Source organism: Rhodococcus sp. WS1, assembly GCF_003797745.1.
GTDB lineage: Bacteria > Actinomycetota > Actinomycetes > Mycobacteriales > Mycobacteriaceae > Rhodococcus_F > Rhodococcus_F erythropolis.
Genome location: NZ_RKLZ01000001.1, coordinates 753,072 through 766,046, shown reverse-complemented (window position 1 = coordinate 766,046; position 12,975 = coordinate 753,072). Strand labels below are relative to the sequence as shown.

Below are 12,975 nucleotides of genomic sequence, written 5' to 3'. Positions count from 1 at the left end.
GATATTCGTGGACGCGCAGTCGAGTCGAGGGGGTTGACGGATGCTCAAACTCCTCGGAGCCAAGCAGGTCGGAAGTCGAGATCTCGAAGACGTCCGACGGGTACTCGACGCCGATCCGGTGGCCGCCTGCATGATTGCCGCGCGCGTCGAAGAATGCGGTGTCGACCCACGAATGATTCACGGCGAGCTGTGGAGTCGAGGCGGGCCGTTGTCCTCGCTGTGCTTTGCCGGGGCAAATCTGGTTCCACTTCGAGGCGATCCGGATGACATTCGGGCATTCGCTGACCGCGCCTGTCGGATTCCGCGCATGTGCTCGTCGGTGGTCGGTCGCGCCGAATTGGCGTTGCCGCTGTGGGAGATGCTCGAGCTCGATTGGGGAACTGCGCGGGAGGTTCGCCCCGAACAGCCGTTGCTCGCGGTATCCGAGCCGCTGGCATGCCCGTCGGATCCACTGGTCCGGCAGGTTCGCTCGGACGAACTCGAGATCTATCTGCCTGCCGCGATCGCGATGTTCATCGAAGAGGTTGGCGTCGATCCGCGTGCAAACGACGGTGGGCGCGGATATCGACATCGTGTGGCAAGCCTGATCGCCGCAGGTCGAGCATGGGCGCATATCGAGGACGGCCAGGTCGTTTTCAAGGCGGAGGTCGGTTCGATGTCTGCTCGCTGTGGCCAGATTCAGGGCGTGTGGGTCAACCCGGAATTTCGTGGGCAGGGCTTCGGCGTGACCGGTACAGCGGCTGTAGCGGAGTCGATCATGGCGACCGGTCGCATTGCGAGCCTGTACGTCAACAGCTTCAATACGATTGCGCGGTCGACCTATTCGCGGGTGGGGTTCCGGCAGGTCGCGACCTTCTCGACGGTGCTGCTCGACTGAGCGTCCAAGCTGCGTGCAATGGTCGCGCCTACGCTGGGTGGAGCATTTGTCGCCCTACTATGGGGCTCGATGAACACTCGGCATTTCTCTCGTAGTCGCTCGGCCCAACTGTTGGCCTCCTGCACCGTGATTTTTTTGGCGGTGGGGATCAGTTCGTGTACTCCGAAACCCGCCGGCCCCGAGCCCGTCGCGCAGCAGTTCCTGAGTGCGTTCGGTAACAGGGACATCGACGAGGCAGCAAAAATGACGGACCGGCCTGATTCCGCGGGTCCTGTATTGAGTGACACCTGGGATGCGCTTCAGGCGGAGTCGATGACTGCCGAGACCACGTCGGTGAAGATGAACGGTGACACTGCGACGGTCGGCTACACCTACGAGTGGCACCTGCCGAAAGACCGCGTCTGGACGTACGACGGCGAGCTGCAGATGGGACGCAAGGACGGCGACTGGTCCGTCCGTTGGAGTTCGACGGACGTTCATCCGCGCCTCGGTGACAAGCAGACGATGTCGTTGCGGGCAACCGCGGCGCCGCGAGCGCGGGTCAACGAGCATTCGGGGACCGACGTCCTGGTGCCGGGAATCGTCTACCGAGTGAAGTTCGATCGCTCCAAGAGCAACGACATCATAGGTTCCGCGAACAGTCTCGCAAGTGTTCTCGGGCGGTTCGATGCGTCGCTGACGGGTCAGTCGATCGCCGAATCCTCGACGGCCGTCAAGGGTGACTATCTGGTGACGCGGCTGCGCAGTGACGACTACGACCAAGTTTCGGCGCAGTTGGGTGCGATATCGGGAGTATCGGTATCGGACGAATCGGATCTCGTGTCGACCGACCCGGAGTTCGCGCCTGACCTTCTCGGGCAGATCAAGAAGACGATCATCGACGAGGTCGACGGCAAAGCCGGCTGGAGTGTCGTCACTGTCAACCAGAACGGCGTCGACACCGACGTGTTGACCGAGACTGCGCCACAACCGGTTCCGTCGTTCAGTATCAGTCTGGACCGCAACATCCAGATCGCTGCTCAGCGCGCGGTGAACGTGAACAAGGATCAGGCGATGATGGTGGTGATCGAACCGTCGAGTGGCGCGATCCTGGCCGTCGCGCAGAACAAGGCAGCTGACCGCGACGGGCCGGTCGCGACGATGGGTCAGTACCCGCCTGGTTCGACCTTCAAGATCATCACGGCAGGTGCGGCAATTTCGACCGGTCAGGCGACCCCCGACACGATGGTGCCATGCCCGGGCCGAATCGAGATCGGCGAGCGCAGCGTCCCCAACTACAACGAGTTCGCACTCGGCACGGTGCCGATGGCAACGGCCTTCGCGCGTTCGTGCAACACGTCCTTCGCCAAGTTGGCCAGCGAGATGCAGGCAGACACGTTGACCACTGCGGCAGCGCAGTTCGGCATCGGCCAGGACTACAACGTGGTGGGATTGCCGATCGATTCCGGTTCTGTGCCGCCGGCGTCGGACCTGGTCCAGCGGACCGAAGACGGGTTCGGTCAGGGCAAGGTTGTGGTCAGTCCGTTCGGAATGGCGATGGCTGCTGCGACGGTCGCGAACGGTTCGACTCCGGTGCCGCAACTGATTTCAGGGCGCGAAACCACCATCGACGGTGAGCGCCCGGCGATCACGCCTGCCATGGTCGACGGCCTGCGCGGCATGATGCGGCTCGTGGTCACGAGCGGTACTGCAGAACGCGTCGAAGATCAGGGTGAGGTGTACGGCAAGACCGGTGAAGCCGAGGTCGACGGGGGATCGCATGCGTGGTTCGTCGGCTATCGCGGCAACCTGGCCTTCGCCACTCTGGTTGTGCGGGGCGGAAGTTCGGACAACGCCGTCGCAGTCACCCGCGACATGCTCACCGCCCTGCCGGAAGGCTACTGACCCCTCAGGGGAGCAGTCCCAACCTGCGGGCGGTAACCACGGCTTCGTGGCGTGAGCTCGCGTCCAGCTTTCCCATCGCGCTCCGCAGATAGCTCTTGACTGTTTCAGGTCGAAGGGAAAGCCTTTGGCCGGCTTCGATGTTGGTGCAGCCGAGTGCGACTTGCGAGAGAACGTCCACTTCACGCGGGGTGAGCGCGACGTCGGATTCGGCGTCGGCGGTAGGCCGCAGCAAGTTGGCCAAACGCTGGGAAAGTCCGCGAAGCTTGGTCTGCAAGTCGGTGTCGGTCACGGTCTGGGCGACACTGCGTAGTTCGGCGTGGACTCCGCGGATCTCTTCCGAAGACATACCGTCGGCGGTGGTCGCGGCGGCGGCCTGAAGTAGTTGCAGGCGACGATCGACCTCGTCGCGGATGGCGAACTCCATCCCGAGGCGCCGGGACGCGCTGACCATGACGTCTGCTGTGCGATCGCCGAGGGGAGCGGAATCGCGGATCGCGGCGTAGAGGACCGCGCGCGATTTGCCGGACACCATGACCGGAACGGCGATGATCGAATGCAGGCCCTCACTGAGAACAGGCCGGTCGAAGTGATGCGTGATGGACTGCGAATTGCCGTAATCGTTGACGGTGATCGGTGAACCCTGGGCGACGACGCGTCCGCCCATGCCCGAGCGCGGCGGGATGGCCAAGCCCTTGAGATTGTTGGTGCGGGTGCCGACGAATTCGCTCAGGTGCAGGGTTCCGTCCTGGACCTCGCCTCCGAACAGCACGGGAACAACGCCCTGAGCTGCAATTGTTCGGAGTTCACCTCGCATAGCGTCCCCGTCGCGGGGACGCAGAAGTGACGAAGCATGTCGATTCACGCAGGTACCCCTTTCTGGGGGTAGTGAAGTTCTCTTGTGAGCTAGATCATAGGGGGTGAACAGTACGTATGACGAGCCGCCAACGTAACCGGTCGGGCCAACCATACGACGATCGATAAGGAGCAAGTTGATGAGCACCGATCCCACCGCACGGGTGCGCGAGCTGCTGGACCAGTACGACACCCCGCATGCCAGCGCCGCAGAATTGCTCTGCGATCGGCATCCCGCGGATGGCGTTGCATTCACCGTCGTCGAAGCAGACCTTAGCTCGGTGGACCTCACTTACGGTCATCTACGTGAGCAGTCCGCGCGTTTCGCGGCAGCTCTGGCCGGCCTCGGAGTCGAGCCGGGTGACAACGTCGCGACCTTGATGGGCAAGTCTGCGGACCTCGTGGTCGCGCTCCTCGGAATCTGGCGCCGGGGCGCGGTCCACGTGCCCTTGTTCACGGCGTTCGCTTCGCCGGCCATCGCTTTCCGCTTGACGGCCAGTGGCGCGAAGGTGGTCGTTTCCGACGCCAATCAGCTCGACAAGCTCGCGCCGGGCGAGGACATCCCCGCCGACGCAGCGTGGCAGGTCATCGTCGCGGGCGGCGCGGCCGGTGACGAGTTGGACTTCGATGCACTTGTCGCAGCTCAGGATGCCGAAGACCCGAAGGGCGCTGCTCAGGCAGTCGGCGGCAACGCACCGATGGTGCAGTTGTTCACCAGTGGCACCACGGGGACACCCAAGGGCGTGCCGGTTCCGGTGCGCGCGCTCGCGTCGTTCCACGCCTACCAGGAGTTCGGCCTCGACGTCCGTCAGGACGACGTGTTCTGGAACGCCGCAGACCCGGGCTGGGCGTACGGGCTGTACTACGCGTTGCTCGGTCCGCTTGCCGCGGGAACGCGAAGCATTCTGCTGCACGCCGGATTCTCCGCGCCGCTGACGTGGCAGATCATCGAGAAGTTCGGTGTCACCAATTTTGCCGCTGCTCCGACCGTGTACCGCAGTCTGCGTGCCGACAAGGCACCCGTTCCGGAAGGCATCTCGCTTCGCCGCGCGTCCTCGGCCGGTGAGCCCTTGACTCCGGATGTTGTTGCGTGGTCGAAGAACTCGTTGGGCGTCGAGGTTCGTGATCACTACGGCCAGACCGAGCACGGCATGTTCATCGTCAACGCCTGGGCCGACGGACTCCGCGAGGACGTCCGTCCAGGATCCATGGGTCGTCCGTTGCCGGGCTGGTCTGCCGCTGTGCTGGAGGACAATTCGGATGACATCGCACCGGCTCGCACTCAGGGACGCGTGGCGATCGATACTCACAACAGCCCGTTGATGTGGTTCACCGGATACGTCGATGCGCCGGAGAAGACGAAGCAGCGATTCAGCGAAGACGGTCGCTGGTACATCACCGGTGACGCCGGAATGACGGACGAGGACGGATTCTTCTTCTTCTCCTCGCGCGACGACGACGTCATCATCATGGCGGGCTACCGCATCGGTCCCTTCGACGTCGAGAGCGTGCTGGTCATGCACGAGCACGTCATCGAGGCGGCAGTGGTGGGCATGCCCGACGAGTTGCGCGGTGAGGTCCTCGAAGCGTTCGTCGTACTTCGCGAAGGTGTCGACGGTGACGACGAACTCGAGAAGGAACTGCAAACCCTGGTGAAGAAGAAGTTTGCAGCGCACGCGTACCCACGCACAGTGCACTTTGTTCCGAACCTTCCCAAGACCCCGAGCGGCAAGGTTCAGCGGTACATCTTGCGGAAGGGATAAACCCCTTGCTGTGCGCCTTTATTAACCGCGGGCGGTTAATAAAGGCGCACAGCAAGGTCAGCGCCGACGGATTCTGCCGACCACCATGAGGGCGATCAGGGTAACTGCAAGCAGCAGTGTCGTATTTGCTGCGGCAAGAAATACCTGGCCGCGGTCGGTGAGTCCGAAGATGCTGACCGGCAAGGTCTTCCATGTCGCCGGGTAGACCATGACCGTTGCGCCCAGCTCACCCATCGACAGTGCGATGGAAAGCCCGGCGGCCGCACCCAACGCTGGGAGCAGCAGCGGTAGCGTCACCCGCGTCAGCACCCGCACTGGGCCGGCGCCGAGTGATTCGGCAGCTTGACGGTAGGCGGGATCGAGCCGTTCGAGCGCGGCCGATACGGAACTGAAGGCAAAGGCAAGCACGAGAACCGTGTGAGCGAGGATCACGATCCATTTGGTGCCGCCGAGCAGTAGTGGGCGCTCGTTGAAAGTGATGAGCAGACCCAAGCCGATCGCGACCGACGGAACCGCAATCGGTAAATGGAATACGGCATCGGTGATGCGCCGCAGCCACATCGGTGCCTCACGAGAGGCCAGCGCGGCCCACGTTCCGACGATCAATGCCAGTGCTCCCGAGATGAACGCAGTCTGCAAACTGACGATCAGGCTGGCGAAGTTCTCGTCGGACAGCGCCGTGGAGAAGTTCTTGCCGCCGAGATTCGACGGAAGTGGACCGGTCCACGATCCGGCCAAGGCAGCTGCGACGACGGTGGCGATGGGCGCGACAAAAACCACCGCGACGACGAGGGTGAAGAATCCGAGTACGAGAGCCCTAGAGCTTCGTGTCCACAGCAGCACGGCTTCCTCCCATCAATCTGTTGAAGGTGAATCGGTAGAGGCAGTACAGGCCGAGTGAGAGTGCGACCTGGACCGTCGCGATCACTGCCGCGCCGGGCAAGTCGAAGGTGACGATGCCGCGGGTGTAGATGAGGACCGGAAGAGTTACGACGTCTTTTGCTCCGGTGAAGAGCACGATGCCGAATTCATTCAGTGTCATCAGAAGTACGAGCGATCCACCGGCCAGGAGGGCTGGCCACGCTTCCGGCATCACCACCTGCCGCAGAACTCGGACGGGTGACGCGCCGAGACTGGCTGCAACGTCGAGCTGTTCACGCGGAATCTGGGTGAACGCGGCCAATAGCGGACGCACGACAAAGGGTGTGAAGAAGGTGATTTCGGCCGCGATGACTCCGAACGGAGTGTTCAGGAAATTTAGCGGGCCGCTCGCGTCGCCGGTGATGCTGATGATCAAGGCGTTGACGGCGCCGGCCGTGCCGTACAGAAACGTGAACGCCAGCGTGATCAGGAATGACGGCAGGGCGAGCACGGTGTCGATCAATCGCCCCACCACCTTGGATCCGGCGAATGGAACGAAGGCAAGCACCAAGGCGAGGAAGGTTCCCAGGATCAGGCACCCCAGAGTCGACGCCACGGCGATCTGGATGGTCCGCCACAGTGCGGTTCGGAACAGTTCCGAACCGAGCACGGAGGACCACGTGGACAACCCGGTGCCGCTTCCGGTGCTCAGCGATTCCGTGAGGACACGCGCAGTGGGATAGACAGCAAACACGAGGACAAGAAGCAGTGGCGGTAGCGTCCACCCGATCCGGCGCCAGGGGATGGGGTCTTTGTGCTGGGGCACAGCGGTTTCAGGGCGTTCCAAGGTTGTCGTCATGGGTGGCGATCCGCCGGCACCAGGACACTGCCGTCCGTGGGCAAGACGACGCCCACTTCGGTGTCGACCGGTCGTTCGTCGTGCCCTGGAACATCCACGTCGACGCGGACGTCGTCGAGGCCACGGACAGCCAGCGTCAGTCGCGTCGTGGAACCGCGCCAGACGCTCGAGACGATGCGCGCCGGGAATGATCCTCGTGCGCCGACGCCGGTTACGCCTACCGCGTGTGGACGAACACACAGGTAGGCGTCCATGTCGGACTCCCATTCGATGTGCCCGATCTCGGGCTGCGGGGCGTGAGCGGTGAACGGCGTGCCACCGATCGAGACCAGTGCGGAGGTGCCGATGACGCGTGTGACGGTGCAGGGCAGCAGGTTGGCACCCCCGAGGAAGGCCGCGGTGAAGCTGGACGGCGGGCGTTTCCACAAGGCCTCGGCGGTGTCGATGTCCGCGAGTCTGGCGTTGCGCATCACTGCGATTCGGTCTGCGAGCGCCAGGGCTTCACTCTGATCGTGCGTCACATAGAGCATGGCTGTGTCAGGTAGTGCGGCGCGCAGTCTCGCCAGTTCGCCGAGCATGCTCTCGCGAAGTTGCGCATCCAGGGCGGCCAGTGGTTCGTCGAGGAGGAGTACTCCAGGGCGAATTGCCAAGGCTCGGGCGATTGCGATTCGCTGCTGTTGACCGCCGGAAAGCTCACGGGGAAGGCGCTTTCCGTACGCCGACATCCCGACCATGTCGAGGGCTTCGGCTACGCGAGGGCCGATCTCCGACCGCGGCACGCGATGGGCTCGGAGTCCGAAGGCTACGTTCTCGGAAACTCGCATGTGCGGGAAGAGTGCGTACGACTGAACGACGACGCCGATACCGCGTTGTGCGGGAGGCAGATTGGTGACGTCTCGGGTGCCGAGCTTGACGGAACCGGACGTGGGGCGGACAAATCCCGCGAGGGCCTTCAGAGCGGTCGACTTGCCGGATCCACTGGGCCCCAGCAGTGCCACAGTTTCACCCGGTGCCACTCGCAGATTGAAATCGACGAGTGCATGGGTTGCGGTCTTCCCGCGGCCGTAGGCGACGTTGACGCGATCGAAGGTGATGGCCGGAGCGGAATGTTCGATCGCTCCGTGAACACCGACGGTCTCGGGGAGCGTCCGCCCCAGTCTGGTTCTTGCCATGATCAGCTCCCGGTGGCTTTCTGGTAAGCGGCGATGTCGGCGTCGAGCGAGCTGAGGACGTCGTTCCAGTTCGGGGTCCACACGTTGACGCCCTGTAGAACTCCCGACGGCGTGTTCTTGTCGGTCGATTCACCGGCACTGCTTCGGACGTCCTCGCGGACCGATACGCCGAGTGCATCGGTGGCGACGGTCTTCTGGGATTCTTCGGAGAGCAGGAACTCCATCAACTTCTTGGCTTGTTCGCTGCTCGGTGCGCTCTTGGCGAGGCCCATCACGTAGGGCAGTGCAATGGTGGTGCGAGTGCCGTCGGCTCCCGCGGGGAAGAAGATGTCGAACTTCGAGCCGTCGTCGGCGATGGAGGCGAGGTTCATCTGGACGTCACCGTTGGCGACCAGGAGTTCTCCGTTGCTGACCTTGGGCTGGAGCTTTCCGGTGGAGGACGAGGGACCGACGTTGTTGGCCTGGAGCTTTCCGAGGTAGTCGAGTGCGCCTTCCTTGCCCATCAGATGCTGGAGCAGCAACAACACCGCGGTACCGTCGCCGGCCTGGCCGGGCGTGGAGTACTGCAACTTGCCCTTGAACTGATCAGTGAGCAGGTCGTCCCAAGATTGTGGGGCGGGTGACGCAGTCGGATTGGCGATGAACGAGAGGTAATTCTCGACGACGGGTACGTATTTGCCGGCGTCGTCCTTCTCGTCCGCGGGAACGGCGGAGGTGTCGATTCCGCTGGGCTCGAGCAGACCTTGGGCGTCGGCCTTCTGGATGAACGGCGGCAGCGTGATGATCACGTCCGCCTGTGGGTTGGACTGTTCTTTCTCGACCCGCGAGACGACCTCGCCGGATCCGGCTTCCACGAGGTTGACGGCGATACCGGTCTGCGCGGTGAAGGCGTCGAATCTTCCCTTGTACCAACCGGACAGACCGTCGGCGCTGTAGACGGTGACGGTTTCGGTGTCTGATCCGGCAGCAGTGCCGGTGCCACCGCAGGCGGTGGTGAACGAAAGGACGGACACGGCGAGAGCGGCCGCAGCGATGCTCGGGCGTAGACGCATGACGATTCCTTTTTCGGAGGTGAGATCAGGAGTGGGTGAGGAGTTCGGCGAACTCCGTCACCGACGGGACGATGTGGGTGGCTCCGGCGTCGCGAAGCTGTTGCTCGTCGTGTGCGCCGGTCAGAGTTCCGGCGACGATGGATGCGCCGGAACGAATGCCGCTGAGCACGTCGTTGGACGTGTCGCCGAGTACGGCGATCTGGTGGACGTCGTCGATCGAAAGTTTGAGCAGGGCAGTCAGAATCAGGTCCGGGTACGGTCGACCGCGACCGGCCTCGGCGGGGGAGAGGGTGAGATCGGCGAGGGTTTCCCAGCCGAGCGCGACGAGGAGTTTGTCCTGCGTCGATCGGCTGAACCCGGTGGTCAAGGCAACTTTGATGCCGGCCTCGCGCAGTGTGGTGATCGCCTTCTCCGCGCCAGGGATCGGCTCGGCCAGCCCCTGGTCGATGAGGGAATCGTAAGTGGTTTCGAATGCGGCGTTCGCGGCCTGGGCGCGGTTCTCGTCACCGAAGATCGCCCGGAACACGACGATCTTCGACTGGCCCATGGTGTCGAGGACGTACTGGCGAGCGGCGTCGGCTTCCGGGCCTTCGGCAGGCAGTCCGCCGGCTTCGGCAGCGGCGGCGAACGCGCGAAGAACCAGTCCGTCGTCGGCGACGGTGGTGCCGGCCATGTCGAGAACGGCAAGGGTGATGGGAGACATGAGAAGTCTTTCTTGTCGGAAGGATTCAGAGACCGAGCTGGTCGGCGGTTTGTTCCGCCAGTGCCGGGCCGAGCGTCATGCCGCGGCCACCGGGACCGGCAACCACCCAGACGTTGTCGGCGGCTTGTGCGCGGTGAACAAGTTGTGAGGGGTCGAGGCACTGGCTGTAGACGCCCGCCCATCGCTTGACGATGGGCGGAAGATCGCGCCCCAGAAGTATTTCCACCACTCCGGACAGATGGCGATAGGGCGCCTCGTCGACGTCGAAGTCGAAGGGCTCCTCGTATTCGTGGGTGTCACCGATGGTCAGACCGCCGTGCAAGCGCTGCACGCACAGGAGTTGCATGCGGTGCTCCTCGGCAGTCGGTTCCTGTGGCTGCACCGTGCGAAGGTGATCGAGGGCAGATCCGGCGAAACCGGGGTAGTAGCGGAAGCTGTCACCGTCAGCGATTGCGGTGGTGAGCTTTTCGCCGAGTGGGGCGGTCTGCATCATCTGCAGGCGCACACGTCGCAACGGGAGATCGCCGGCGAGATCGCGGGCCAATCCGCCGAGTGTTGCTCCGGGGCAGACGATCACGAGATCGGCGTCGAAGTTGCGACCGCGATCGTCGCGGATGTGTACGCCGGGGGTGTTCGTCGTGATCTCGCGGGCTTCCGTTCCGGCGTGGAAGGTGTAACGGCCGGTGGATTCGAGGTAAGAACGGATGGCGGGGAGCGCTTGCCGTGACTCGACAGCGGCGTCCAGGGTGCAGTGCAGTCCGCCGAGAAACTTGCCCCGGAGCGCGGGGTTGACGACGCGAACGGCGTCGGGATCGAGAAGTGCGAACCCTCGGTTGTCGGCGTCCGGCCGAGCGAATGCTTCCTGCGCGACTGCGACCTCCTCCTCGGTGCGCATGAGGGTGATGGAGCCGGCCGGGCGGTATCCGACGCCGGGGACACGGGCGGCAAGGTCCGCCCACAGCTCGCGCGAACGCAGCGCGGCTTCGAGTTCGTGCGGAGCGCGCCCGGATACCCAGACCAATCCGAAGTTCCGTACCGTTGCACCGCGGGCTTCGGGCTCGCGTTCGAGATGGATGACGTCGTGTCCCCGGCGGATTGCCTCGTCGGCGTGCGCCGTTCCGAGGATTCCTCCGCCCACAATCAAAATTCGCATGTAGAGATAGTGACGTTTGGTCTAGACCAATAGGGGGAATCGAGACGAACTCAAGGTTAACAATTGGTATAGACCGAATTCTTGTACGCTTGCGCCATGAATCAGCAGACGTCCACCGGGCCGGGGACCTCGAGCGTCGTGATCGAACCGGAGCTGAAGTACTACCGGGTGCGCACCGAGATCGAGACCATTCTCAGTGGGCTCGAGGAGGGCGACGCAGTCCCGTCCGAGCGGGAATTGGCGGCACGTTTCACTGTCGCTCGCGAGACGGTCCGTCAAGCGCTTCGTGATCTGCTTGTCGAAGGACGGATCGAGCGGCGGGGGCGGGGCACTGTCGTCGCGAGTCCGAAGTTGGTTCAGCCGCTCTCGATTCGTTCTTATACCGAAGGCGCACTGAGTGCTGGGCGAGTGCCCAGTCGTAAGGTTGTGACGTTCGAACGAATGTCGGCCGACGACGGTCTCGCCACGGAGTTGGGTATCGAGTTGGGCGACAGCGTCGTTCATCTCGAGCGTGTCCTCTTCGCCGACGGTGAGAAGATCGGACTCGAATCAACCTTCCTGCCGGACAGCAGGTTCGGTGAAATGCTCGACGCTTTCGACGCGACGACATCGCTCTACGCGGCCATTCGCTCGATCGGCGTGGTCTTCGCCTCCGCAACCGAACGGATCGAGACGGTACTTGCCTCACCGCGGGAGGCAACCCTCGTCGAGTCCACCACCTCGATGCCGATGCTTCTACTGCACCGCACGTCTGTCGACCCGGATGGTGTGCCGATCGAGCGGGTTCGCTCGCTCTACCGTGGTGACCGTATTGCCTTCTTGACGACTCTTCGCGAGTAGGAGGGGCGCCGAGGGGGTCTGCTGTTACCGGGAACGATAGGCACTCCCAGGCCCGTGGAATCTGTTCTGTACTGGACTCCATCAAACGGGAGGACAGTGAACATGGGTGACAAGAAAGTCTGGTTCGTAACCGGCGCAGGCCGGGGCATGGGAGTCGACATTGCTCAGGCGGCTCTTGCCGGCGGGCACGCGGTGGTGGCAACGGGGCGTGATGCGGACCGTGTTTCTGCAGCGATCGGTGAGCATGACGACCTGTTGGTGATTGCCTTGGACATCACCGACGAACAAGCCGCATATGCTGCGGTGGACACGGCAGTTGCGCGATTCGGTGGAATCGATGTGCTGGTGAACAACGCCGGAAACTTCTACGCCGGGTTCTTCGAGGTTGTCAGTCCGGCGCAACTTCGCGCTCAGATGGAGACCAACTTTTTCGGGCCGATCAATGTGACACGGGCGGTGTTGCCGGTGATGCGTAGGCAACGGAGTGGACATGTCGTGACTGTCAGTTCGCTTGCGGGCCTGGTTGGTCAGGAGTTTTGCGCAGCCTACGCCGCGTCGAAATTTGCGCTGGAGGGCTGGATGGAATCATTGCGATTCGACGTCGAACCGTACGGAATCGGGACGACGATCGTGGAGCCGGGATTCTTCCGGACCGAACTGCTTGTCGAGGGTGCGTCGTCGATCTGGCCTGAATTGTCGATAGACGATTACGACGCCCGGACTGGCAAGACCGTCGAAGCGTGGAAGAGCATGAACGGTGCCCAGGGTGGGGATCCGGTGAAACTTGCCGCGGCACTTGTGGCACTTGTCGATTCGCCGCTACCCCCGCGTCGGTGGGTCGCCGGCGCCGATGCACTGTCCGTGGTCGAGCAGAAAGCCCACCAACTGCTCGATGAAGTCGAAGCCCACCGTGGTTTGTCTTCGTCGCTTGCCCTCGAGGCATGACGACCTGATCCGAA

12 protein-coding genes are annotated in these 12,975 nt (G+C 63.3%); 5 read left to right on the top strand and 7 right to left on the bottom strand.

Annotated features, from left to right (window positions below):
• Window positions 1-40: 40 nt before the first annotated feature.
• Both EEB12_RS03455 and EEB12_RS03450 read left to right on the top strand, forming a co-directional pair.
• Window positions 41-877 (top strand): GNAT family N-acetyltransferase, encoded by an 837-nt coding sequence (locus tag EEB12_RS03455; protein ID WP_003942692.1) that lies wholly within the window; start codon window positions 41-43, stop codon window positions 875-877.
• 69 nt (window positions 878-946) lie between these two features.
• Window positions 947-2,761, top strand: a complete 1,815-nt coding sequence (locus EEB12_RS03450; RefSeq protein ID WP_181447588.1) for a penicillin-binding transpeptidase domain-containing protein — start codon at window positions 947-949, stop codon at window positions 2,759-2,761.
• A 4-nt stretch (window positions 2,762-2,765) separates the two neighbouring features.
• Here EEB12_RS03450 and EEB12_RS03445 read toward each other — a convergent pair whose 3' ends face one another.
• On the bottom strand, window positions 2,766-3,575 hold the full coding sequence (locus tag EEB12_RS03445; protein ID WP_046378400.1) for a LuxR C-terminal-related transcriptional regulator: 810 nt from the start codon (window positions 3,573-3,575) through the stop codon (window positions 2,766-2,768).
• Between the two features lie 178 nt (window positions 3,576-3,753).
• On the opposite strand from EEB12_RS03445, the gene EEB12_RS03440 reads away from it, so the two are divergent.
• On the top strand, window positions 3,754-5,376 hold the full coding sequence (locus EEB12_RS03440) for an AMP-binding protein (protein WP_141487409.1): 1,623 nt from the start codon (window positions 3,754-3,756) through the stop codon (window positions 5,374-5,376).
• A 57-nt stretch (window positions 5,377-5,433) separates the two neighbouring features.
• Here the strand turns inward: EEB12_RS03440 and EEB12_RS03435 are convergent, their stop codons facing one another.
• From EEB12_RS03435 to EEB12_RS03410, 6 genes are read right to left on the bottom strand one after another with little or no spacing between them, the layout of a single operon-like run.
• Window positions 5,434-6,219 carry an ABC transporter permease gene (locus EEB12_RS03435; protein WP_019747999.1) on the bottom strand — a complete coding sequence of 262 codons (786 nt, stop codon included), beginning with the start codon at window positions 6,217-6,219 and terminating at the stop codon, window positions 5,434-5,436.
• A complete protein-coding gene (locus tag EEB12_RS03430; protein WP_019748000.1) occupies window positions 6,194-7,096 on the bottom strand; it encodes a 2-aminoethylphosphonate ABC transporter permease subunit in 903 nt (300 codons plus the stop codon). Before EEB12_RS03430 ends, EEB12_RS03435 begins: the two co-directional genes overlap by 26 nt.
• A complete protein-coding gene (locus tag EEB12_RS03425) occupies window positions 7,093-8,268 on the bottom strand; it encodes an ABC transporter ATP-binding protein (protein WP_019748001.1) in 1,176 nt (391 codons plus the stop codon). Before EEB12_RS03425 ends, EEB12_RS03430 begins: the two co-directional genes overlap by 4 nt.
• A 2-nt stretch (window positions 8,269-8,270) precedes the next feature.
• Window positions 8,271-9,320: a 2-aminoethylphosphonate ABC transporter substrate-binding protein gene (locus EEB12_RS03420; RefSeq protein ID WP_020969356.1), complete on the bottom strand. Its 1,050-nt coding sequence runs from the start codon at window positions 9,318-9,320 to the stop codon at window positions 8,271-8,273.
• Between the two features lie 25 nt (window positions 9,321-9,345).
• Entirely contained in the window at window positions 9,346-10,023 is a 678-nt protein-coding gene (locus EEB12_RS03415; protein ID WP_019748003.1) for a phosphonatase-like hydrolase, read from the bottom strand.
• 25 nt (window positions 10,024-10,048) lie between these two features.
• Window positions 10,049-11,176 carry a TIGR03364 family FAD-dependent oxidoreductase gene (locus tag EEB12_RS03410; RefSeq protein WP_141487408.1) on the bottom strand — a complete coding sequence of 376 codons (1,128 nt, stop codon included), beginning with the start codon at window positions 11,174-11,176 and terminating at the stop codon, window positions 10,049-10,051.
• A gap of 96 nt (window positions 11,177-11,272) precedes the next feature.
• Here EEB12_RS03410 and EEB12_RS03405 point away from each other — a divergent pair, with 96 nt between their 5' ends.
• Complete coding sequence (locus tag EEB12_RS03405; RefSeq protein ID WP_019748005.1) at window positions 11,273-12,016, top strand: GntR family transcriptional regulator; 744 nt, start codon at window positions 11,273-11,275, stop codon at window positions 12,014-12,016.
• Window positions 12,017-12,118: 102 nt separating this feature from the next.
• Window positions 12,119-12,961, top strand: coding sequence for an SDR family NAD(P)-dependent oxidoreductase (locus EEB12_RS03400; RefSeq protein ID WP_020969358.1), 843 nt, complete (start codon window positions 12,119-12,121; stop codon window positions 12,959-12,961).
• Window positions 12,962-12,975: the final 14 nt, after the last annotated feature.